This is a genomic window from Aurantimonas coralicida DSM 14790 (assembly GCF_000421645.1).
In the GTDB taxonomy this organism is placed as follows: domain Bacteria; phylum Pseudomonadota; class Alphaproteobacteria; order Rhizobiales; family Rhizobiaceae; genus Aurantimonas; species Aurantimonas coralicida.
Genome location: NZ_ATXK01000007.1, coordinates 114,049 through 136,102, shown reverse-complemented (window position 1 = coordinate 136,102; position 22,054 = coordinate 114,049). Strand labels below are relative to the sequence as shown.

Here is a 22,054-nt window from a genome sequence, read left to right as displayed (position 1 = left end):
CCGCCACTTCATGCAGCGTGTGAAGCGCGCTCAGCGCTCCAGGCGGGCGAGCAGGGCCGAGGTGTCCCAGCGCTTTCCACCCATCGCCTCGACCTCGGCGTAGAACTGGTCGACCAGCGCGGTGACCGGCAGGGTCGCGCCGTTGCGCTTGGCCTCGGCGAGGCAGATGCCGAGATCCTTGCGCATCCATTCGATGGCGAAGCCGTGCTCGTACTCGCCGGCATTCATCGTCTTGTGGCGGTTCTCCATCTGCCAGGAGCCGGCGGCGCCCTTGGAGATGACGCTGACGACGTTCTCGATGTCGAGGCCGGACTTCTTGCCGAAGGCGATCGCCTCGGACAGGCCCTGGACGAGACCGGCGATGCAGATCTGGTTCATCATCTTGGTGAGCTGCCCGGCGCCGGCCGGACCCATCAGGCCGACCATCTTGGCATAGGCATCGATGACCGGCTTGGCCGCATCGAAATCGCCCTGTTCGCCGCCGCACATCACGGTGAGGGCGCCGTTCTCGGCGCCGGCCTGGCCGCCCGAGACGGGTGCGTCGATGAACTTGAAGCCCTTGGCGCTGGCCGCTTCCGCCAACTCGCGGGCGAGCTCCGCCGAGGCGGTGGTGTTGTCGATCAGCATGGCGCCGGGCTTCATGCCGGCAAAGGCGCCGTCGTCCCCGTAGATCACCGAGCGCACGTCGTCGTCATTGCCGACGCAGCAGAACACGAAATCGGCGTCCTTGGCGGCTTCGCGCGGCGTCGCGGCATGGGCGCCGCCATGTTCGTCGGCCCATTTCTGCGCTTTGGCGGCGGACCGGTTGAACACGGTCACCTCGTGGCCGCCCTTCGTCTTGAGATGTCCGGCCATCGGATATCCCATGACGCCGAGACCGATGAATGCAACTTTCGCCATGTTCTCACTCCCCCAATATGTCGTTCTGCGATGCGAGTGACCTTGCGCGGTCGCCTCGCGTTTCAATCCGGTGGCCGCCCGGCTCCCAAGCTAACGCTTCAGATGCCGGGTCAGCCGCCGCTCGATGAAGTTGGTTGCGTGTCTCAGCCCCTCGACGATGGCGAGATACAGCACCGCCGCCCAGACATAGGTCTGGAAGTCGAAGGTGCGCGAATAGGCCTGCCGCGTCTCGCCGAAGAGATCGTAGACGGTGATGATCGCCACGATCGCCGAGGCCTTGATCATCAGGATGATCTCGTTGGCATAGGGCCTGAGCGCCACGATCATCGCCTGGGGCAGGATCACCTTGAAGAAGATCACCGCCCGCGGCATGCCCAGCGACCGGGCGCCCTCCCACTGGCCGGTCGGCACGCTCTGGATGGCGCCGCGCAGGATCTCGGCCTGATAGGCCGCCGTGTTGAGGGTCAGCGAGAACAGCGCGCAGTACCAGGCTTCGCGGAAGAACCACCACAGGCCGACCGTCTCGAAGGCGCCGCGGAACTGGCCGAAGCCGTAATAGACGAGGAAGATCTGGGCGATCAGCGGCGTGCCGCGGAAGAAATAGACGAAGACGAAGGCGAGGGTGCGCGCCACCGGGTTGGCCGACATGCGGCCGAGCGCCACCGGCAGGGACACCACGGCGCCGCAGACGAAGGAGCCGACGACCAGCGTGATGGTGATCCACAGGCCCGACAGGTAGGACGGGCCGAACCGCGTGAACAAGGTCGGGTCGAAGCCGCGGATGATGTAGATCGCCAGCCCGATGGAGATGGCGATCCAGATGCCGATCGCGATCAGCCCGCCGATCTTCGGCTTCGGCTTGACCACCGGCGGCGCGGCCATGGCGGCATCGCTCATTTCGCCACGTCCCCGCGCTTCGTCCAGCGGTCGATGCCGCCGATGGCGATCGAGGACAGCATGGTGAGCACCAGATAGAGCACGATCGCCACGCCGAAGAAGTAGAACGGCTCGCGCGTCACGCGCGCCGCGATGCCGGTCTGGCGCATGATGTCGGCGAGCCCGATGACCGAGACCAGCGCCGTGTCCTTCAGGAGGTTCATCCACAGATTGGCGAGGCCCGGCAGGGCGATGCGGATGATCTGCGGCAGGATGACGAGAATCATGATCCGCGCCGGACCGAGGCCGAGCGCCGCCGCGCCCTCGCGCTGACCGGGGGGAATCGCCCGGAAGGCCGACAGGAAGACCTCGCTGGCAAAGGCCGAGAAGACGAAGCCCAGCGCGATCATGCCGGACACGAAGCTCGACAGGGCGATGTCCGGCAGGCCGGTCGACTGGGTGAGGGAGCGCAGGAGGCCGTTGGCGCCGAAATACACCACGAACAGCGTCAACAGCTCCGGCAGGCCCCGGAAGATCGTGGTGTAGATGTTGGCCGACAGGTTCAGATAGCGGTCGTCGGACTGTTTCGCCAGCGACAGGAGGAAGCCGAAGACGAGGCCGATCGGCAGCGTCGCGAGGGCGAGCGAAACGGTGACGAGGACGCCCCAGGCGATGTCGTCTCCCCATCCCGTGGGGCCAAAGCCGATGAGCGTCCAGTAATGATCCATCAAAATCCATGGTTAGCCGCCACCGGCGGGATCATCAAGCCGGGCGGACACACCGTTTCATTGCATTGGCCGGACGCGGCGATATTTCCACGCTCCCAACCTCAAGGAGCCCGCGCCATGCCCGTTTCCCGCCGCCATTTCGTTGCCGGGGCGCTGAGCGCCCCCGTCCTGTTGCGCCTCGGCGCGCTGCCGGCCGCCGCCAAGGCGCCTGCGCCGACGAGCCAGGTGCTGCCGGTCCAGCAGATTCGCGTCGGCGAGGCGATCGTCACAGCTGTCTCCGACGGCTATCTCGACCTCGACATCACGCTTCTGTCCAACATCGAGGCGTCCGAGGCCGAACGCCTGCTCGACGAGGCCTTCAAGGGCGCCCCGCCGGTGACCACCGGCGTCAACGCCTATGTCGTGCATCTGCCCGAGCAGACGGTGCTGATCGACACCGGCGGCGCCGGCGCCTTCCCGCAGATGGGCAAGCTGCAGGATCGCCTGACGGCGGCCGGCATCCCGCCCGAGGACATCGACGCGGTACTCCTGACGCATCTGCATCCCGACCATGTCGGCGGCCTGGTGCTCGACGGCAAGCTCGCCTTCCCAAACGCCACCGTCCATGTCCACAAGGCCGAATACGATTTCTGGACCAGCATCGAGAACCGCGACGCGGCGCCGGATTCGGTCAAGGGCTTCTTCGACGCGGCCCGCACCGCCATGGAAGTCGCCGGCGACAAGGTGAAGACCTTCGCGGCGGCCGGCGACGTCGTGCCCGGCATCGCCGCGCGCGAGCTCTTCGGCCACACGCCCGGCCATTGCGGCTACATGATCGGCGAGGGCGCCGATGGCCTCCTGGTCTGGGGCGACATCGTCCATGCCGGCGCGATCCAGTTCGCCCGGCCGGATGTCGGCATCGCCTTCGACGGCGACCCGCAGGCGGCGATCGCGACGCGCGAGGCGCTGCTGGCGGATGTCGCCGCCAATCGCACGCGCATCGCCGGCATGCACATCGCGTTTCCCAGCATCGGCCATGTGGTCAAGGGTGCGGGCGAGGCCGCCTATGCCTTCCGGCCATCCGAATGGCAGTACGATCTCGGCTGACCGCCGGGATCGATCGCGCATGAAAAAGCCGCGGCGGGTCGCCCCGCCGCGGCTTCGCATCTCTCGGGTCCGGGCTTACTCGCCGTAGACGTCGAACTCGAAATACTTCTTCTGCACCTCGTCATAGGTGCCGTCCTCGCGGATCGCGGCGATCGCGTCGTTGAACATGCCGGCCAGCTTGTCGCTGCCCTGGCGCAGGCCGATGCCGATGCCCTTGCCGTAGATCGCCGGGTCGGCCTTCAGCGTGTCGAGCAGCTTGCAGCAGGCGCCGGCGTCGCTCTTCAGCCATTCGTCCAGCACCACGACGTCGTCGACCACCGCGTCGACGCGGCCGCTCTCGATGTCGAGCTTGTACTCCTCGGCAGTCGGGTACTGGCGCACGTCGGCGTCGGGGAAGTAGCTTTCCGCGGCGCGTGCATGGGTGGTCGAGGTCTGCGCGCCGATCGCCTTGCCGGCCAGTGCCTCGGCGGTGGCTTCCGTGATGTCGGAATCCTTCGGCACGGCGATGGCCGGCGGGGTCTGGTAGTATTTATCGGTGAAGGCGATCTGCTCCTCACGCTCCGGCGTGATCGACATCGAGGCGACGAGCGCGTCGAAATTGCCGTTCTGCAGCGCCGGGATGATGCCGTCCCAATCCTGGGTGACGAAGCTGCACTCGACCTTCATCTCGGCGCACAGCGCCTTGGCGATGTCGACGTCGAAGCCCTGCAGTTCGCCGGAGGCGTCGAGGAAGTTGAACGGCGGATATGCGCCTTCGGTGCCGATGACGACCTTCGACCAGTCCTTGTCGGCGTCGCTCTCCTGCGCCTGGGCGTGGCCCAGGGCGAGGGCGGCAACGGTGGTGGCAAAGGCGAGAGTTCGGGTGAGACGCATGAAAACCTCTTTTGGGTGGACGGCATGCCTGGACCGGTGCGGCCTGTCAGGAAGGCATGCCTGTTATGGCGCCAATGCTGGCAATTTTTGCCGGGTGAGGCAACCGCCAAGCGTTCTCGGATGAAACCATCATTGGCGTCAGCCGGCGGCGTTCACGCGCTTGGCCGACAGCGCCACGCCGAGGCCGGCAATGGCGATGCCGGTCATCAGCAGGAGCAGGCGGACGGCGCCCCCGCTGCCGGTGGCCAGAAGCGCCGCGAGGATCGAGCTGAGGGCCCCGACGCCGATCTGGCAGGCGCCGAGCATGCCCGCGGCGGCTCCGGCGGCCTGCGGCATGACGCTGACGCCGCCGGCCGTTGCGGTCGGCAGCACGAGCCCGTTGCCGAAACCGACGAAGAGCATCGGCGCGAACAGCGTCAGCGGCGAAAGCAGCCCGCCGGCGATCAGCGCCAGCGACAGGCTGGTCGCGGCCAGCGAGATCACCGCACCGGTGACCATCATGGTCTTGATACGGAAGCGTTCCGACAGCCGCGCGGTGGCGAAATTGCCGAGCATGTAGCCGATGGCGCAGAGCGCGAACCAGACGCTGTAGCCGGCCGGCGTCATGCCCAGCACCGTCATGGCGATGAAGGGCGCGCCGCCGAGGAAGCCGAAGAACACCGCCGAGGTCAGCGACGAGGTGCCGACATAGATCCAGAAGGCAGACGAGCCGGCGAGTTCGCCATAGGCCTGCAGCTGCGGCAGGATCGGCCGCCCGGTCTCGCCGTTGGTCTCCGACAGGTCGAAGGCCAGAAGCACGATCGTGACGATGCCGATGCCGGTCAGCAGCCAAAAGACGCTGCGCCAGCCGAAGGCGGTGTCGAGGACGCCGCCGATCAGCGGCCCGATCATCGGCGCGACGGCAAGCCCCATGGTGACGTAGCCGATCATCGCGGCCGCCCGCTCGCGGCTGTAGACGTCGCGCACGATCGCCCGCGACAGCGCGATGCCGGTGGCGCTCGCCGCCTGCACGACGCGGCCGACGAGGAACAGCGCCACGTCGTCGGCCATCAGGCAGAGCAGCGTGCCTACGAGGAACAGCACCATGCCGCCGAGAATGATCGGCCGGCGTCCGTAGCGGTCGGAGAGCGGTCCGGCGACGAGCTGGATCAGCGCCGTCGCCACCAGATAGAGCGACAGGCCAAGGCCGACCGTCGCGCCGTCGGCCGACAGATCGGCGGCGATCGAGGCCATCGACGGAATGAAGATGTTGATCGCAAGCGGCGACAGCGCCGAGGCGATCATCAGCGTGACCAGCATCGGGCGGCGCGCGGCGGCGCCCGTGACCGGTGCGGCGGCGGGAGGCGTTCCGGCCGTCGGCAGGACCGTCGGCTCGGCGTCGTGACCGGGTGTATCCCTCAGCATCAGTGCACCTGTGTCTTGACCGGCGCGGCGACGCCCCGGACCCGTTCCCGATATAGGGTGTAAAGTCCGCTCGCCACCACGATGGCCGCGCCCAGCAGCGTCAGCGGCGAGGGCAGGTCGCCGAAGACGACCAGCCCGAGGATCAGCGCGAAGACGAGGACCGCATAGCGGAAGGGCGCGACGAAGCCCATATCGCCGATCCGCATCGCCTGGACGATGAAGATGTAGCCGACCGCGATGGACGCCGCCGCGCAGCTCAGATGGACCAGCGTCAAGGCCGGCATCGGCCGCCAGCCGCCCGCCAGCGGGATCAGCAGCCAGCCGAGCAGCGAAACCGCGATCGCAGTGATCATGGCGATGAACAGCGACGGCACCTTGGGGTCCATGCGCCGGGTCGTCAGGTCGCGAACGGCGGACGCGGCGACCGACGCCAGCACCGCGAGCGAATAGATGGTGAAGCCGTCGGTGCCCGGCCGCACGATGACGAGGACCCCGACGAAGCCGACGGCGATCGCCGCCCAGCGCCGCCAGCCGACGGGCTCGCCGAGAAACAGCGCCGCGCCCAGCGTGACGGTCAGCGGCAGCGCCTGGAAGATCGCCGAGGCGTTGGCGATGGGCATGTGGGACAGGGCGGTGATGTAGGACAGGGTCGCGGTGATGTCGGCGATGGTGCGCACCAAGAGCCGCGGCTTCATCGCCATGGCGAGGGGGCGCAGCGCGCCCATCCGCCAGGCCAGGAGGAACAGCAGCAGCGAGGCGACGACGCCGCGCACGGCCATGATCTGGGGCGGCGAGATGTGGTCGGCCGCCAGCTTTACGAAGGTGTCGTTGACGACGAAACCCGCCATGGAGACGAGCATGAAAAGCGCGGCGCGGGCATTGTCGCTGAGCAAGGGGAGCCGCCGGATCGGTTGCTGGAGAAGTGTCAGGCAGCCTTAGCGCTTTGCCGACGACGGCGCGATACGAAAAGCGTCATCGCCGCCGGCGAAAAGCCGTCACGTCGTTGTGATTGCAACTTTAACGATTTCTGCAAAACCGTGGAAAGCCCTGCAGGCGTAAGGCTCCGGCTCTTTGTATCCAGGAGCGTAACCTATGGGATTGATCGACCTCGTCTCACCCGGCAGTCGGCAGACGCCGCCGCCCAGCAGCCAGCCCCAGCCCAGCGAGCAGACCCCGCCGCCGGCTGAAGCGAACAGCGGTTCGGGCGCCTCGGCACCGCCGGCCAACGGCACCTCGTCGAACGAGACCCAGTCGGCGTCGGCGAATGCCGGGACCGCCGGTGCGACGTCCTCGTCATCCGGTGCAGGCGCATCGTCCAGCAATGCTGCGGCTTCGGGCACGGCGAACCGCGACAGCGCGCCGGTGACCGGTGCGGCCGCGACCCGGGCGCTGGCCGTCGCGCCGCGGACCGCCGCCGCGATCGACCAGTTGCGCGAAGCCGCGATGGCCAATCTCGAGGCCATGCGCACGCAGAGCTTGATCGACGATCTGGGGACGTCCGCGACCCAGAAGACGCTGCTGACCGAAGACGAGCCGGTCGGCGAGGCCGCGCAGCAGGCGCCGCAGGCCGTGGTCGAGACCGTCAAGGAAGCCTATCGCGAAAGCGAACGGGCCTGATCGCGAGGCGCCCGGCGACGGGCGCCTCCCTTCTTGGCTCAGTCGCGTGCGGGACCGTCCAGCGTCATGGTGATCGGGCCGACCAGCTTGTCATAGGTCGCGCGCTCCGATTCCGGGTAGCGGATCGAGACCGAATGCACGAGATCGCCGCGGAAGATGTAGCGCTCGTAGAAGATCCGGCCGTCGCGATAGCCCGAGACGACGGCCCAGCGCTTGCCGGACCGGTCATAGGTAACCTCGTCCGTATCGGCGCGCTGCCCCACCACCGCCTGCGGCGTCTCGCCGGGTTCGCGCGGCCGGGCATAGATGAAGATCTCCGCGCCCGCCGGCGAACTCCAGCCGAGACCGTCGCCATTGGTGGGCGCCGGCAGCTGGTTCGGAAAGGCTTCGGCGGGAAAGTTCGCCGTCGTGCCGAAGCGTTCGTTGCGATAGGTGACGTCGTCGGCGTTGGCCGGCGCGGCACAGGTCAGCGCCGCCGCCAGGGCCAGCGCGGCGACGGACAATCCTTCAAGGCGCATCATTATCCTCCGGTCATGCTCATGTGCCGCGATACCGAGGGCTTGCTCGTGTCGCGGTCGATGATGAAGTCATGTCCCTTCGGCTTGCGGCCGATCGCCTCGTCGATGGCGTTCGACAGCAATTCGTCGCCCTCCGAGGCGCGCAGCGGCGCCCGGAGATCCGCGGCGTCTTCCTGACCGAGGCACATGAAGAGGGTGCCGGTGCAGGTGACGCGGACGCGGTTGCAGCTTTCGCAGAAATTGTGGGTCATCGGCGTGATGAAGCCGAGCCGCCCACCGGTCTCTGCCACTTCCACGTAACGCGCCGGACCGCCGGTCTTGTAGGGGATGTCGTTCAGCGTCCAGCGCTGCGACAGATCGCGGCGGACCTGGCTGAGCGGCAGATACTGGTCGGTGCGGTCCTCGTCGATCTCGCCCAGCGGCATCGTCTCGATCAGCGTGAAGTCGATGCCCTGGCCATGGGCCCACTCGATCATGCCGGGGATCTCGTCCTCATTGAAGCCCTTCAGGGCGACCGCATTGAGCTTGATCTTGATGCCGGCGGCCTGCGCGGCGCGAATGCCGCCCATCACCCGGTCGAGTTCGCCCCAGCGCGTGATCTGCTTGAACTTGTCGGGATCGAGCGTGTCCAGCGAGACGTTGAGGCGCTTGACGCCGCAATCGGCCAGTTCGTCGGCGAAGCGGGCGAGCTGCGAGCCGTTGGTGGTCAGGGTCAGCTCTTCGAGCGCGCCCGATTCCAGATGCCGCGACAGCGAGCGCACCAGATGCATGATGTTCTTGCGCACCAGCGGCTCGCCGCCGGTCAGGCGCAGCTTGCGAACGCCCTTGGCGATGAAGGCGCTGGACAGCCGGTCGAGCTCTTCCAGCGTCAGCAGGTCGCGCTTGGGCAGGAACGTCATGTCCTCGGCCATGCAGTAGACGCAGCGAAAATCGCAGCGGTCCGTGACCGACACGCGCAGATAGGTTACTGCCCGGCCGAACGGGTCGATCATCTCCGGAAACGCGTCGGTTCGCGACCGGCCTTCGGAGACCGCGGTCTTGATGTCGGGGACGAGACTCATGAGATTGCGGCCTCGCAGGCGAGGGTGATGTGGATGTCCATGCCCGCGAATGTGGAAGCGCGGTGCGTGCGGGTCAAGCGCGACGCATCGAACAAACCATTGCCAGACAAATTGAAACACGCCCGGGAGGCGAAACTGCCATGACCGACACCGTCGCGCCGCCACAGGAAATCCGCGTCACGCCCGACCGGCGCACGCTGGTGCTCGTCCAGGCCGGCGGCGCCCGTCAGGATCTGTCGGCCGAAATGCTGCGGGTAATGTCGCCGTCTGCGGAGGTTCAGGGCCATTCGCCGGATCAGCGCAAGACCGTCGGTGGCAAGATCGACGTGGCCATCTCCTCGGTCGCGCCGGTCGGCAATTATGCCGTGCGCATCGGCTTCGACGACGGTCACGATACCGGCATCTTCAGCTGGAGCTACCTTGCGGAGCTGTTCCGCGAGAAGGACACGCGCTGGCAGGCCTATCTGGCCGAGCTCGACGCCAAGGGTCTGCGCCGCGAACGCTGAGGCGGGCGGGCACCGGCCTCAGGCGCGGACCCGATCCGGCGCGGCGGCGGCGGCGGCGGGGGCGGTGTCGCGCACGACGACGCGGTTCCGCCCGCGGGCCTTGGCCTCGTAGAGCCGGTTGTCGGCCTCCTGATAGAGATAGCTGTAGCCGACCGGCCGGTCGAAGATGACGCCGCCGATACTGACCGACACCGGCACCGGCTTGCCCTCCGGCGACGCCAGTTCCATCGTCGCCACGGCCTAGCGCATCCGTTCGGCGATCTGTATCGAAGCGAGACGGTCCACATCGGCGAGCAGCACGCCGAATTCCTCGCCGCCCAGGCGGCCGATGATGTCGCCCTCGCGGACCGAATCCTGCAGCCGCAGCGCGATCGCCTTGAGCGCCCGGTCGCCGGTGGCGTGGCCGTAGCGGTCGTTGATCGACTTGAAGAAATCCGCATCGATCAGGAACAGTGCGCCGGCCAGGCCATCCGTGGCCATGGATTCCAGCCGCGCCTCGACCCGCTCGGTGAAGGCTCGCCGGTTGAGAAGCGTCGTCAGCCCGTCATGGGCGGCGACGATCTCGAGGCGGCGATTCAGGACGCGCAACTCGCGCAGCTTCAGCGATAGGAAGACGAAGAGCGGCCCGCCGAGGATGGTCGGCACGACCACCGCGCAGATCATCGCCAGGCGAAAGGCTTCCGGATCGGCGTTGCGAAACAGTGCCGCGTTGTAGATGAGCGCGACCGCCATGCAGGACAGCACACCGCAAAGCGTGATGCCCGCCAGCTTGCACAAGCCGCGTGTCGTCAGAGGTTGCTGGGTGAGTGTCCGCGTCATGCCGAAACAGTTTCCTGTGTTCCGTCAGTATTGCGAACAATCTTTTCCGCAAGATTAATGCCGATACACGGCCCGTGTCTTGACCTGTGGCGTTCTAACGCTGGAAAGGCGGCAGGCGATCGAATGCATCCTTGAGGGCATCGGACCAGCCGCCCGAGATCTCCTGGTAATACGGGTCCGACAATTCGAAGCGTCGCTTGTAGCCGGCCACCATCGTGTCGGTCTCGTAGAACTGCATGTCGATCGGCGCGCCGACCGACAGGTTCGAGCGGATGGTCGAATCGAAGGAGACCAGCAGCAGCTTGGCGCAGTCTTCCAGGCTCATCTGCGGATCGTAGGTGCGGATGATGATCGGCCGGCCGTATTTGTGTTCGCCGATCTGGAAGAAGGGATTGTCGGGCCCGGCCTCGATGAAATTGCCTTCCGGGTAGATCAGGAAGAGGCGCGGACGCCCGCCCTTGATCTGGCCGCCGAGAATGAAGGTGCCCGAGAACAGCGCATCGGCCGACTGGCCGGCCGGCGTCGTGTAGGAGATGACCTCCTTGATCGTCTCGCCGACCAGCTTGGCGGTCTGGAACATCGACGGCTGGGTCAGGATCGCCGGCTGGCGCTCCGAGGGCGCGAGCAGGCGCTCTTCCAGAAGCGACACGGTCGACTGGGTAGTGGCCAGGTTGCCGGCGCTGAGCAGGCACAGGAAGCGCTCGCCCGGCACCTCCCACGTCTTCATCTTCGAGACGACGGAAATGTTGTCGATGCCCGCATTGGTACGGGTATCCGACATGAAAACGAGGCCACGATCGACGAGGAGCCCCACGCAATAGGTCATTTTGGCTGACATCCCCCTGGGGCGCGCAGGACGAATCAGCTATCCGCGCGCGGCTGCATCTTTGTGCAGGCCGCGCGCCTTCCGCAATGGTTATTGGTCGTGAGGGTGACGGTTCGCAGGCGAGCGAAGCCGTCTTGCCACTATCAGGCGTAGAAGCGGTAGCTCTCGGCGATCTCCCTGGCCACCCGGTTGTTCTCGATGATGAAGTTCTCGAGGAACTCGTGCATGCCGCCGTCGATGATCTCCTTCACCGACGCGTCCGACAGCTTGCGTGTGATATCGCTGGCGGTGCGCGAGCAGGGGTGCTGGGTCTCGTAGTTCCGGTTCAGATATTTCAGGCTTTCCTCGATGCAGAGATAGCAATAGGCCAGCGAGCGCGGCAACCTGCGGTTCAGCATCAGGAAGTCGATGATGTTCGTCGCCCGGTACTCGCCGTCATATTCCCAAGCATAGGCGCGGTGCGCCGAGACCGAGCGCAGGATCGACGCCCACTGGAAATTGTCGAGCGACGAGCCGACGGAGGAGTGTTCCGGCAGCAGCACCCAGTATTTCACGTCAAGGATGCGGGCCGTGTTGTCGGCCCGCTCGATGAAGGCACCGAGCGAGCAGAAGTCGAAGATCTCGTTGCGCAGCATCGTGCCGTGGAAGACGCCCCGGATCAGCGCCGTCTGGCGCTTCACCAGCTCCAGAATGGCCGTCAGTTCGAGCGGGTTCAGCGGCTTGTCGAGCCGGCTCTTGATGATCAGCCAGCTCTCGTTGATCGTCTCCCACAGGTCGCGGGTGAGGGCGGTCCGCACCATCCGCCCGTTCATCCGTGCCGTGTCGATCGACGAGCGCACGCTCGACGGATTGTCCCGGTCGCGCAGCAGGAAGTCGATGATCGAGGCGGTGTCGTATTCGGTATATTTGGCCAGATAGGCCGCCTCGACGCCGGCCGAGACCAGCACCGACTGCCATTCGTCGGGTTCGTCCGAGGAGAGGTTGGTCATCGACAGCCGCTGTCCGGCGTCGACGAGGCGGGCCATGTTCTCGGCCCGCTCGATATAGCGGGACATCCAGAACAGGCCGTTGGCGGTGCGTCCGAGTAGTGCCATGTGCTTCGCTTCAGTCCCTCAGTACCCAGGTGTCCTTGGTGCCGCCGCCCTGGCTGGAATTGACCACGAGCGAGCCCTCCTTGAGAGCCACGCGCGTCAGTCCGCCGGGTATGATCCGGACCTTGTCGGAGACGAGGACGAAGGGGCGAAGATCGACATGCCGCGGCGCGAGGCCATGCTCCGCCAGGATCGGCACGGTCGACAGCGCCAGCGTTGGCTGGGCGATGTAGTTGCGCGGCCTGGCCCGCAGCTTCGCCGCGAAGGCCTCGCGTTCGGCCGTCGAGGCCGCCGGTCCGACCAGCATGCCGTAGCCGCCCGAGCCGTGCACTTCCTTGACGACGAGGTCCTTCAGATTGTCGAGGACGTAGGCGAGGCTGTCTTCCTCGGCGCAGCGCCAGGTCGGCACGTTCTGCAGGAGGGCCGGCTTGCCGGTATAGAACTCGACGATTTCCGGCATGTAGGAATAGATCGCCTTGTCGTCGGCGATGCCCGTGCCGGGGGCATTGGCGATGGTGATGCCGCCGTTCTTGTAGACCTCCATGATGCCGGGAATGCCGAGCATGGAATCGGGCCTGAACGCCTCGGGATCGAGATACTCGTCGTCGACCCGGCGATAGAGGACATCGATCGGCCGGTAGCCCTCGGTGGTCCGCATCTGGATGCGACCGTCGATCACCTTGGCGTCGGCGCCCTCGATCAGCTCGACACCCATCTGGTCGGCCAGGAAGGCGTGCTCGTAGAACGCGGAATTGTGGATGCCCGGCGTCAGGACGGCGATGGTCGGCGGGCCGTCGCAGGCGGGCGGCGCGACCGCGGCGAGCGAGCGGCGCAGGTGATGCGGGTAGGTCTCGACCGGCCGCACGCGGTTCTGCGCGAACAGCTCGGGAAACATCTGCATCATCGTTTCCCGGTTCTCGATCATGTACGAGACGCCGGACGGCGTGCGGGCGTTATCCTCCAGGACGTAGAATTCGTTTTCGCCGCACCGCACGATGTCGGTGCCGATGATGTGGGTGTAGACCCCGCCGGGCGGCCGGAAGCCTTCCATCTGCGGCAGATAGGCCTCGTTGCCGACGATCAGGCGCTCGGGCACCTTGCCCGCCTTCACGATCTCCTGGTCGTGGTAGATGTCGTAGAGAAACGCGTTGAGGGCCTGCACCCGCTGCTCGATGCCCTCGGCGAGAAGATCCCATTCGGCCTTGGCCATGATCCGCGGCACGAGATCGAAGGGGATCAGCCGCTCGGCGGCCTCGGCCTCGCCATAGACGTTGAAGGTTATGCCCGTGCGCCGGAAGAAATCCTCGGCCTCGTTGGTCTTGGCGGCCAGTTCCTCGATGTTCTGCTGTCGGAACCACTCGTTGAAGCGGGCATAGGGTTCCCGGACATTGTCGTCATCGAGAAGCATTTCGTCGAACGCCGTCACCTGCACCCTCCAGACCTGTCTTTTGGATAAGAGAAAGCGACAGGCCGGAAAATCAAGGGTCTCGCAGGCTGCGGCGGTCGATTGACGTGCGTTTGTGCAATCTGCCTCCGCCGCTGCCGCCCGATCGGGCAGCCGGCGCCTATCGCGCGAGGGCGGAACCGCCGGCCCGGGGCAGCGCGGCGGGGCGCGCGCCGAAATCTGCGAGAATCGCCAGCGCCGTGTCGAGGTCGTCACGCGTGGGCGCGGCGGTCAGCGAGGCGCGCACGCGCGAATGGAAGGTGCGTCCTGAGGCGAAGGTTTCGGCCGGCACCACGGCGACGCCGCACTGGCGCAGCTGCGTCGCGGCCTCCTCGGCATCGCCGTCGACACCGAGCCAGACATGGGGCGCGGCCACTGCGTCGGACGGGCCCAGATGCTGCCCCATCTGCCGCCAGCGCTCGCGCACCGCCTCGGCCTGCCAGGCGGTGCGCGCCGCCGCCGTGCCGTCCTCGATCCAGGCCGATCCGGCCAACAGGGACAGCGGCGTCATCATCCAGGAGGTGAGGTGCAGGTTGCGCTTGAGGGCGGCCAGCATCGGATGGTCGCCGGCGACGAAGCCGAAGCGCAGTCCCGGCATGACCGTCATGGACAGGCTGGAGACGACGATGCCACGCGCGCCCAGATCCTCTGCCAGCGGCGGCCGGCCGGCCAGGGGCCCGTAGGCGTCGTCCTCGATGAGGGTCAGGTCGCGGCGTTCGGCGATCTCAGCGATTGCCCGGCGCCGGTCGTCGCCCATGACCGCGCCGGTCGGGTTGTGAAGGTTGGGCATCAGCACGGCCAGCTTTGCCGTGGAACTGCGCGCGGCGGCGTCGAGCCCTTCCGGCGTGACACCTTCGCCGTCCAGTTCCACCGGAATCAGCCGCAGCCGCAACTGCCGCGCCAGCGCCTTCAGGCCCGGGAATGTCAGGGATTCCACGAGGATCGCGTCGCCCTCGCGGGTGGCGTGGACCAGCAGCGCCTGCAGCGCCGCATGGGCCCCGGCGCAGGACACCACCGTCGCCGGTCGGCGGGTCATGCCGCGCCAGGCCATCCAGTCGCCGACCGCTTCCGCGGCGCGATGGACGAGGGCGCAACCGGGATAGCCGCTCATCTGCGCCCGCTCGGCGGAACTCAGGCCGTCGATCAGCGACGCCAGTGCCGTGTCGTCCGGCATGGTGACCGGCACGTTGGTGGACAGGTCCACCAGCCGCTCTGCCGACACGTCGGGTGCGAAGAGCAGCGAATCGGGGCTGGAGGCCAGGACATAGGTGCCGCGACCGATCTCGCCGCCGATCAGGCGCCGCTGCGCCGCCTCGCGATAGGCGCGGCTGATCGTGGACAGCTTGACGCCGAGCCCGTTCGCCAGCTCGCGCTGGGGCGGCAGACGGTCGCCGGGGCGCAGCACGCCGGCTTCGATGTCCTGCGCGATCCGCTCGACGATACTGGCGACGTCGTCCAGACCGTGTTCGTATTGCGCGTTCCACATGACGTTGGGAGCCTGTGCGGTGGGCAATTCAGACAGCCCGAAATCACCTTGTTATATCACATGACGAGGTTGCCTAATCCTAAGCTAGGCTTGCGGACGTGCAATAGTCCGAAAGTCGAGTGAGCACTGCAACATAGCCGCCCGGCTAAAGGCTTCCGGCTTGACCGGACGCGGCGCATTCGGCCCGCACGGCCGGAATCACCATCTGTCATCGTCAGCATCCGGCGGGCAGCTGCCGGAGGCGCGGCGCGAACGGCAGGGGCCTGCGCCGCAGTAAAGCGCGGCCGGCAGGCTCGCCCGGTCATGGCCGGCATGCTACCAGCCCCCGCAACAGTTCACTATCGAGCTTCAACCGGATTCAGAGGGGACGATCCATGCGCTTTGCCAGCTATCCCAGTCTCGAAAACGCCAGCGTCATCGTCACCGGCGGGGCCTCGGGCATCGGGGAGATCATGGTCCGGGCCTTCGCCGAACAGGGCGCCCACGTCGGTTTCGTCGATCTCGACCGCGATGCCGGCACGGCGCTGGCCGGCGAGCTGACGGGCGCCGGGCGGCAGGTCCGCTTCGAGGCCTGCGACCTGCGCGACATAGACGATCTGAAACGCGCCTTCGCGGCCCTTGCCGAGGCCAACGGGCCGGCCACGGTGCTGGTCAACAATGCCGCCCGCGACGATCGCCACGGCTGGGAAGACGTGACGCCGGACTATTTCGACGAGCGGATCGCCACCAATCTCCGCCACATGTTCTTCGCCATCCAGGCGGCCGCGCCGGGGATGATCGCGGCCGGCAAGGGCTCGATCATCAATATGGGGTCGAACTCCTGGTGGGAGGCAGCCGGCAACATGCCCGCCTACACCACCGCCAAGTCGGCCGTGCACGGCATGACCCGCTCGTTCGCGCGCGATCTCGGCCCGCACCGGATCCGCGTCAACACCGTGGTGCCGGGCTGGGTCATGACCGAGCGCCAGAAGCAGCTCTGGGCCAACCCGGAGGCGCTTGACAAGCACAAGGCGCGCCAGTGCCTGCCGGACCTGATCGAGCCGGTCTATGTGGCGCGGATGGTGCTGTTCCTGGCCTCCGACGACGCCGCCATGTGCAGCGCCAACAACTACATGGTCGAAGCCGGATCGATCTAATCGGCGTGCCGGTGTCCTCAGCCCCGGCCGCCAGTCCCGCTGCCGGCAAGGCTTCGGGACATGGCGGGGCCGATCGGCCGGGGGACAAACCGGTGGGCCTGATGCCGGCGGGCTCGCTTTCGCGCCGCCGGCAAGGCAGAAGTGATCGTATGCATCACTTATCGCGCAGCCTTCGATGACCCGGCCGAGCGGCGTTCTGGCCGGCATCCTGCTGACGATCCTGTCCGGGCTGCTGCTCGCCACGATGGATACGTTCGGCAAGTATCTCACCGGCGAGCTGCCGGTCCTCGAGATCGTCTGGGCCCGGTATTTCTTCCACACGATCCTGATGACGGCGTGGCTCGCCCGGACGCGTGGCACCAGCTTCCTGCACAGCAAGCGCCCGGGCCTGCAGCTCGCGCGCGGTGCGGCGCTCTTGTGCGCGACGACGCTGATGTATGTGTCCTTCGCCCACGTGCCGCTGGCCGACGCGACGGCGGTGCAGTTCTTCGCACCGGTCCTCGTCACGGTTCTGTCGGTGATTTTTCTCGGCGAGCGCATCGGCGTGCCGCGCATCGCGGCCGTCTTCGCCGGCTTCGTCGGCGTGCTCCTGATCGTGCGGCCGGGCTTTGCCGACACCAGCCCGTATCTCCTGCTGCCGCTTCTGTCGGCGGTGATCCTGTCGGGCTATTTCCTGATGACCCGCGCCCTGTCGGGCCCGGAGGAAAACGCCGCCACTTTGTTCAACACGACGGCGGTCGGCGCGGTGCTCCTGACCATCGCCGTGCCCTTTGTCTGGGAAACGCCGACCTGGCCGGTTTTCGCCATGATGGTGACGATCGGCACGCTGGGGGCGCTCGGCCATTTCTGCATCGTGCAGGGCTTTGCCTACGCCTCGGCCTCGGCGCTCTCGCCGTTCCTCTACGCGCAGGTCTTCTTCGCCAGCATCTACAGCGTGACGCTGCTCGGCGATCCGCTCAGCTGGAACTTCCTGGCCGGCGCGGCGATCCTGATCGCCAGCGGACTGACGATCTGGTGGCGCGAGAACCGCACCCGCCGCTGACCGGCGAGACCCGGCTCAGTTCTCCCAGACGATGCTTTTGCTGATGCGCGGCCGGAAGGTGTATTCCTTGGCCATGGTGGTGCCCGAGAAGAACCCGCCATAATCCATGACCGGCTTGTACGGGTAGCTGACGCTGACCACGACGAGATAGGTCTCGGCGCCGAAGACCAGCTCGGAGGGAACGTCGTAGCGGGCACCCTTGTCGAGCGCCGGGCCGGTATTGGCCTGCGACCAGTCGACCGTGCCCTTGCCCTCGTCGTCGACGCTGACCGTGGTGACGACGATCTTCAACCCGTCGGTGGAGAAGGGGACCATGATCGCCGAGGAGATGTTGTAGATGTTCTCGAGGCCCGTCTCGGTCATCGTGCGGTTGCGGGCGACGAGATTGCCGACCGTCTCCGCCGTCGATTCCACCTTGCGGCTTGCCTCCAGCGCCTTCGATGCTTCGAAGCCGCCGAGATAGATCAGCAGCAGGCCGGGCAGGATGATGGCGAATTCCAGAGCAGCCACGCCGCCGCGATCGCCACAAAAGGCGGCAAGGGCGTTGCGTGCGCGGCGGAGCGGGCCGAAGAATTTGGCGGTCATCGATCCCTCAGGCGCAGTTGGAATTGCTGTTCAGACGATCCCCGAAAGGCTCGTTCATGAAGGCGGCGATGGAGAACATGACGCTGTTGCCGTCGGTTTCGGCCGCCAGCTTGTGCAGGAAGGACGCGGTCCACGGCCATTCGTAATAGGCGCGCAGCACGGTGATCGAATTGGCCGCGCCGGGGTCGAAACAGAACTGGCTGTCGTCCACCTGCTTCAGCTTCATCGGCACGTCGGTGGGGATATCGGCGAAGGCCGGGATGGTGCGCAGGTCGAGTTTCACCTTGTCGCAGCTCAGGAGGAAATCGACCTTGTCGCAGATCTTCTCGCGGAACACCGACGGCTTGATGTCGGACTGCTGGATCTGGCCGGTGAAGACCTGCCGGGCGACGTCGTCGACGGCGGTGTCGAGCAGGATGCCGGCGGCCGAGATGACGAAGGTCTCGACGATGGCGAAGATCAGCATGAAGAGCGGGGCGGCGACCATGGCGAATTCCACCGCGGTCGCGCCGGACGTGTCGCGACCGAAGGTCTTGCGCTGGCTCTTCTTCGGACTGGCGGGTCGAAACGGCACGGTGATCTTGTGTCCCCGGATTGGTTCGCAAGCCGGCATCATCGCCCGCGGGGGTTACTTTTCCCTCAGGAAAGTCGCGCCAAGTGCGCCTATTCGCCCGCACGGTTAGCCAAAGGTGACCGCATGCCGAGCTGCAGGGCCTTGCGGCGGGCGGCCGAACCGGATTAGCCCGGCCGGGGCCCGAAGCACAGAAGGGACGAAAAGCGATGAGCGACGACAGGATCGACACGGCGCTGATGATAGATGCGGTCCGCGCCGGCATGGCGGCGATCCGCGCCCAGACCGGCAGCGGCGTCGACTACAAATCCGACCGGTCGCCCGTGACCGAGGCCGACAAGGCCGCCGAACGGGCCATCGTCGCGGTCATCCAGGGCGGCGGCTGCACCCTGCCGATCGTTGCCGAAGAGGCCTTCTCGGACGGCGAGATCCCGGCCGTCGGCCGGCGCTTCCTGCTGGTCGATCCGCTGGACGGCACCAAGAGCTACATCGCCGGCACGCCCGACTACACCGTCAATGTCGCGGTGATCGAGGACGGGGCCCCGGTCTTCGGCTGCGTCGGCATTCCCGAGACCGGGACGATCTACCATGGCGGGGCAGGGACGCCTGCCATGGTCGAGCGCGACGGGGCCGCGACGCCGCTGGCCTGCCGCAAGGCGGGCGCAGCGCTGGATGTCGTTGCAAGCCGCAACCACCTCGACGATGCGACCCGCGACTATATCGGCCGCCTCGACGTGGCCGAGCGGAAGTCCATCGGATCCTCGCTGAAATTCTGCCTTCTGGCCGAAGCCGAGGCAGACCTCTATCCGCGCTTCGGCCGGACGATGCAGTGGGATACGGCGGCCGGCGACGCGGTGCTGCGCGCGGCCGGCGGACTGACCATCACCCTGGACGGGGCGCCCCTGGCCTATGGCCGCACGCACGCGCCGGACGAGGACGTCTTCGGCAATCCGCACTTCATCGCGCTCGGCGATCGCGCCCTGCTCGATCGACCGGGAATCGTGCCGCAGCCGGCCGGGCGTCAGTAGGCCGACTTCGTCCGCAACAGACTGATCGGCGTCATGGCGAGGATGTAGAGGTCGAGCAGCAGTGACCAGTTCTCGATGTAGTAGAGGTCGTGCTCGAAACGCTTCTGCAGCTTGTCGGGCTGGTCGATCTCGCCGCGCCAGCCCTTGATCTGCGCCCAGCCGGTGATCCCCGGCTTGACCTTGTGACGGCCGAAATAGCCGTCGACGATGGCCACGAACGCCTCGTTGCCGCTGGAAATGGCGTGGACGGCATGGGGCCGGGGGCCGACCAGCGACAGGTCGCCGCGCAGCACGTTGAAGAGCTGCGGCAACTCGTCGAGCGAGGTCTTGCGGATGAAGCGGCCGACGCGGGTGACGCGCTTGTCGCCCTTGGTCACGATCTGCCGGGCCAGCGGATCCGACATCTCGGCATAGAGCGAGCGGAACTTGAACACGTCGACGATGTGATTGTTGAAGCCGTGCCGCTTCTGGCGGAAGATCACCGGACCCTTCGAGTCCAGCTTCACGGCGAGGGCGGTGAGAAGGAAGACCGGAGACAGAAGGACGATGGCGAGGCTGGCGAAGACCACGTCGAAGAAGCGCTTGGCGATCCAGTCCCAGTCCGCCAGCGGCCGGTCGAAGACGTCGATCAGCGGTACGTCGCCGACGAAGGAATAGGTACGCGGGCGGAACCGCAGCTCGGCCGAATGCGCCGACAGCCGGATGTCAAGCGGCAGCACCCAGAGGCGCTTCAGGAGGGACAGGACGCGCTGCTCGGCCGACAGCGGCAGGGTGACGATGAGCATGTCGATGCGGGTGCGGCGGGCGAATTCCACCAGCTCGCTGATATTGCCGAGCTTGGGATAGCCGGCGACGATGGGTGGCGAACGCCGGTCGTCGCGGTCGTCGAAGATGCCGCAGATGCGGATGTCGCTGTCGGGCTGGCCCTCGAGGCTGCGGATCAGGCTTTCGGCGCCGCGGCCACCGCCGACGATGATGGCGCGCCGCTCCATGCGGCCGTTGCGCAGCCAGCGGCGGATCTTGGCGGCCAGCGCCAGGCGGCCGAGCGACAGGAGCACCAGGCCGCAGACGAACCAGCTGCCCATCCAGAACCGGGAATAGGCCGCGTCGTTGAACAGGAAGAACAGGCCGACAGTGAGGAAGCAGAGCGTCAGGCCCCAGGCGATGGCGATCCGCCAGAGCTGGGCGGCCCGACCCTTCAGGTCCGAGATCTCGTAGCCGTCGGCCAGATTGATCGCGAGGACGCCGAGCGCCGCGCCGACCAGCGACAGGACGACGTAGGATTCCCACAGATGCGTGGAAACGCCGACATAGCCGACGAAGAGAGCCAGCCCGAGCAGCGTCAGCAGCACGAACTCGACGCCGCGCCAGATGCCCGACAGCATCCGCGGGGTGATGAAATCGTCCTTGTACTGGGCCGCCGCCCGCGCCGCGAAGGCGTTCAGCTCGACCGGCGCATCGGGCTCGGGGAAGCTGACGACCGTTACGTCGTTCAAAGGCAGGCTGGACTCGATCTTCGCCATGTCTGGTCGACTCCCATTCCGCCGGCAGTTCGGGCCGCGACCGCAAGGTCGGCGGCCGACACGCCCACCTCTGTGGGCCGCGCCTGATCTCTCGGCCGCGCAGAATGGAGGCAAAGGGCTAAGATATGCTTGAGCCCTGCCTGGAAATGCGGCGAGGGGCGGGGACGCAATACCTGATCCCGCTTCTCGCGCTGAAACCGATGCCTCGGTTTCGCATGTGTGACCCGCGAACGGCGACCGCCATTAGCCTCACCGGACCGGTGCGGGATCGCCCCGCAGCGGCGCAGTCGGGTCGTGTCAGAACCAGCGCTCCCGGACATAGACCGTGTCGCCGGGCAGGATCGGATCGGAGACCAGCACCCGGCCGGTCAGGATTCGCTTGCCGACCTGGCGGGTGATGTCGACGGTGCCCTGTTCGGCCCGGGGGCTGAAGCCGCCGGCGACCGCGATCGCCTTCTGGACCGTCATCCCGGGGAAATAAGCGTACTGCCCGCCGGTCGCGACTTCGCCCATGATGAAGAAGGGCCGGTAGGTCTCGACCTGCACGGTGACGTCGGGATCGTTGAGATAGCCGTCGCGCAGGCGATTGGCGATCTCGGCTTCGAGCTGGGTGGTGGTGCGGCCGCGGGCCGGGACCGAGCCGACCAGCGGGAACGAGACGTAGCCGGCCTTGTCCACCGGATAGGCATTGGTGAGCCCGGACTGTTCGAAGACTGTGACACGCAGGACGTCGCCGCTGTCCAGGCGATAGGACTGGTTGAGCGCCGCATGGAACGCCGGCGACACCGGCTTGTAGGACGCGCAGCCGGCGAGGGCGCTGATCACGATCGCGAGGATGAAGGCCAGTCTCGGCTTCATGGTCAAGGTTCCCGTGGCACTTCGGCCCAATTGGCATCGCACCGTCATGACCTGTTGTTAGACGGTTAGGGTTAAT

General features: G+C 66.8%; 25 protein-coding genes. 6 read left to right on the top strand and 19 right to left on the bottom strand.

Annotated elements, in window-relative coordinates:
- Positions 1–30: 30 nt before the first annotated feature.
- Genes H536_RS0115440 through H536_RS0115430 form a run of 3 tightly spaced genes read right to left on the bottom strand, consistent with a single transcriptional unit; the run spans position 31 to position 2,504 of the window.
- The gene (locus tag H536_RS0115440; RefSeq protein ID WP_338083207.1) at positions 31–966 is read right to left on the bottom strand and encodes an NAD(P)-dependent oxidoreductase; all 936 of its coding nucleotides are present in this window, start codon (positions 964–966) and stop codon (positions 31–33) included.
- 24 nt (positions 967–990) lie between these two features.
- Positions 991–1,797 carry an ABC transporter permease gene (locus H536_RS0115435; RefSeq protein ID WP_024351335.1) on the bottom strand — a complete coding sequence of 269 codons (807 nt, stop codon included), beginning with the start codon at positions 1,795–1,797 and terminating at the stop codon, positions 991–993.
- Positions 1,794–2,504, bottom strand: a complete 711-nt coding sequence (locus tag H536_RS0115430) for an ABC transporter permease (protein WP_024351334.1) — start codon at positions 2,502–2,504, stop codon at positions 1,794–1,796. The genes H536_RS0115435 and H536_RS0115430 overlap by 4 nt, the downstream gene beginning before the upstream one ends.
- 117 nt (positions 2,505–2,621) lie before the next feature.
- Between H536_RS0115430 and H536_RS0115425 the strand changes: the two genes are divergently transcribed.
- Positions 2,622–3,590 carry an MBL fold metallo-hydrolase gene (locus tag H536_RS0115425; RefSeq protein WP_024351333.1) on the top strand — a complete coding sequence of 323 codons (969 nt, stop codon included), beginning with the start codon at positions 2,622–2,624 and terminating at the stop codon, positions 3,588–3,590.
- A 75-nt stretch (positions 3,591–3,665) separates the two neighbouring features.
- Here the strand turns inward: H536_RS0115425 and H536_RS0115420 are convergent, their stop codons facing one another.
- The 4 genes from H536_RS0115420 to H536_RS24795 form a co-directional block, all read right to left on the bottom strand.
- Positions 3,666–4,463, bottom strand: a complete 798-nt coding sequence (locus H536_RS0115420) for an ABC transporter substrate-binding protein (protein WP_024351332.1) — start codon at positions 4,461–4,463, stop codon at positions 3,666–3,668.
- Between the two features lie 138 nt (positions 4,464–4,601).
- Entirely contained in the window at positions 4,602–5,867 is a 1,266-nt protein-coding gene (locus H536_RS0115415) for a multidrug effflux MFS transporter (protein ID WP_244495475.1), read from the bottom strand.
- Complete coding sequence (locus tag H536_RS0115410) at positions 5,867–6,760, bottom strand: DMT family transporter (RefSeq protein ID WP_024351330.1); 894 nt, start codon at positions 6,758–6,760, stop codon at positions 5,867–5,869. Before H536_RS0115410 ends, H536_RS0115415 begins: the two co-directional genes overlap by 1 nt.
- Before the next feature lie 102 nt (positions 6,761–6,862).
- A complete protein-coding gene (locus tag H536_RS24795; protein ID WP_156421807.1) occupies positions 6,863–7,318 on the bottom strand; it encodes a hypothetical protein in 456 nt (151 codons plus the stop codon).
- Here H536_RS24795 and H536_RS24790 point away from each other — a divergent pair.
- Positions 7,311–7,484, top strand: a complete 174-nt coding sequence (locus H536_RS24790; protein WP_156421806.1) for a hypothetical protein — start codon at positions 7,311–7,313, stop codon at positions 7,482–7,484. The genes H536_RS24795 and H536_RS24790 overlap by 8 nt on opposite strands.
- Before the next feature lie 38 nt (positions 7,485–7,522).
- On the opposite strand, the gene H536_RS0115400 is transcribed toward H536_RS24790, so the two are convergent.
- Together H536_RS0115400 and moaA are read right to left on the bottom strand one after the other, a co-directional pair.
- Positions 7,523–8,005, bottom strand: coding sequence for a hypothetical protein (locus tag H536_RS0115400; RefSeq protein WP_024351328.1), 483 nt, complete (start codon positions 8,003–8,005; stop codon positions 7,523–7,525).
- Positions 8,005–8,994, bottom strand: a complete 990-nt coding sequence (moaA, locus tag H536_RS0115395) for a GTP 3',8-cyclase MoaA (RefSeq protein ID WP_024351327.1) — start codon at positions 8,992–8,994, stop codon at positions 8,005–8,007. Before moaA ends, H536_RS0115400 begins: the two co-directional genes overlap by 1 nt.
- A 209-nt stretch (positions 8,995–9,203) precedes the next feature.
- Between moaA and H536_RS0115390 the strand changes: the two genes are divergently transcribed.
- Positions 9,204–9,569 carry a gamma-butyrobetaine hydroxylase family protein gene (locus H536_RS0115390; protein WP_024351326.1) on the top strand — a complete coding sequence of 122 codons (366 nt, stop codon included), beginning with the start codon at positions 9,204–9,206 and terminating at the stop codon, positions 9,567–9,569.
- Between the two features lie 18 nt (positions 9,570–9,587).
- On the opposite strand, the gene H536_RS23355 is transcribed toward H536_RS0115390, so the two are convergent.
- From H536_RS23355 to H536_RS0115365, 6 genes are all read right to left on the bottom strand, one after another.
- Complete coding sequence (locus H536_RS23355) at positions 9,588–9,806, bottom strand: nucleotidyl cyclase domain-containing protein (protein WP_051141610.1); 219 nt, start codon at positions 9,804–9,806, stop codon at positions 9,588–9,590.
- A 3-nt stretch (positions 9,807–9,809) separates the two neighbouring features.
- Positions 9,810–10,388: a GGDEF domain-containing protein gene (locus H536_RS22710; RefSeq protein WP_081651948.1), complete on the bottom strand. Its 579-nt coding sequence runs from the start codon at positions 10,386–10,388 to the stop codon at positions 9,810–9,812.
- A 94-nt stretch (positions 10,389–10,482) separates the two neighbouring features.
- On the bottom strand, positions 10,483–11,214 hold the full coding sequence (locus H536_RS0115380; protein WP_024351325.1) for a proteasome-type protease: 732 nt from the start codon (positions 11,212–11,214) through the stop codon (positions 10,483–10,485).
- 143 nt (positions 11,215–11,357) lie between these two features.
- On the bottom strand, positions 11,358–12,308 hold the full coding sequence (locus H536_RS0115375) for an alpha-E domain-containing protein (RefSeq protein ID WP_024351324.1): 951 nt from the start codon (positions 12,306–12,308) through the stop codon (positions 11,358–11,360).
- A gap of 10 nt (positions 12,309–12,318) precedes the next feature.
- Entirely contained in the window at positions 12,319–13,713 is a 1,395-nt protein-coding gene (locus H536_RS0115370) for a circularly permuted type 2 ATP-grasp protein (protein WP_024351323.1), read from the bottom strand.
- Between the two features lie 157 nt (positions 13,714–13,870).
- Complete coding sequence (locus H536_RS0115365; protein ID WP_155898512.1) at positions 13,871–15,262, bottom strand: aminotransferase-like domain-containing protein; 1,392 nt, start codon at positions 15,260–15,262, stop codon at positions 13,871–13,873.
- A gap of 347 nt (positions 15,263–15,609) precedes the next feature.
- Here H536_RS0115365 and H536_RS0115360 point away from each other — a divergent pair, with 347 nt between their 5' ends.
- Together H536_RS0115360 and H536_RS0115355 are read left to right on the top strand one after the other, a co-directional pair.
- A complete protein-coding gene (locus H536_RS0115360) occupies positions 15,610–16,371 on the top strand; it encodes an SDR family NAD(P)-dependent oxidoreductase (protein WP_024351321.1) in 762 nt (253 codons plus the stop codon).
- Between the two features lie 175 nt (positions 16,372–16,546).
- Positions 16,547–17,413 carry a DMT family transporter gene (locus H536_RS0115355; protein WP_024351320.1) on the top strand — a complete coding sequence of 289 codons (867 nt, stop codon included), beginning with the start codon at positions 16,547–16,549 and terminating at the stop codon, positions 17,411–17,413.
- A gap of 15 nt (positions 17,414–17,428) precedes the next feature.
- On the opposite strand, the gene H536_RS0115350 is transcribed toward H536_RS0115355, so the two are convergent.
- Together H536_RS0115350 and H536_RS0115345 are read right to left on the bottom strand one after the other, a co-directional pair.
- On the bottom strand, positions 17,429–17,998 hold the full coding sequence (locus tag H536_RS0115350) for a TadE/TadG family type IV pilus assembly protein (RefSeq protein ID WP_024351319.1): 570 nt from the start codon (positions 17,996–17,998) through the stop codon (positions 17,429–17,431).
- Between the two features lie 7 nt (positions 17,999–18,005).
- Positions 18,006–18,572, bottom strand: a complete 567-nt coding sequence (locus tag H536_RS0115345) for a TadE/TadG family type IV pilus assembly protein (protein WP_162142670.1) — start codon at positions 18,570–18,572, stop codon at positions 18,006–18,008.
- 206 nt (positions 18,573–18,778) lie between these two features.
- On the opposite strand from H536_RS0115345, the gene H536_RS0115340 reads away from it, so the two are divergent.
- Positions 18,779–19,597: a 3'(2'),5'-bisphosphate nucleotidase CysQ family protein gene (locus tag H536_RS0115340; protein WP_024351317.1), complete on the top strand. Its 819-nt coding sequence runs from the start codon at positions 18,779–18,781 to the stop codon at positions 19,595–19,597.
- Here the strand turns inward: H536_RS0115340 and H536_RS0115335 are convergent.
- Both H536_RS0115335 and H536_RS0115330 read right to left on the bottom strand, forming a co-directional pair.
- A complete protein-coding gene (locus H536_RS0115335; RefSeq protein ID WP_024351316.1) occupies positions 19,591–21,120 on the bottom strand; it encodes an undecaprenyl-phosphate glucose phosphotransferase in 1,530 nt (509 codons plus the stop codon). The genes H536_RS0115340 and H536_RS0115335 overlap by 7 nt on opposite strands.
- 297 nt (positions 21,121–21,417) lie before the next feature.
- Positions 21,418–21,978, bottom strand: coding sequence for a polysaccharide biosynthesis/export family protein (locus H536_RS0115330; RefSeq protein WP_024351315.1), 561 nt, complete (start codon positions 21,976–21,978; stop codon positions 21,418–21,420).
- Positions 21,979–22,054: the final 76 nt, after the last annotated feature.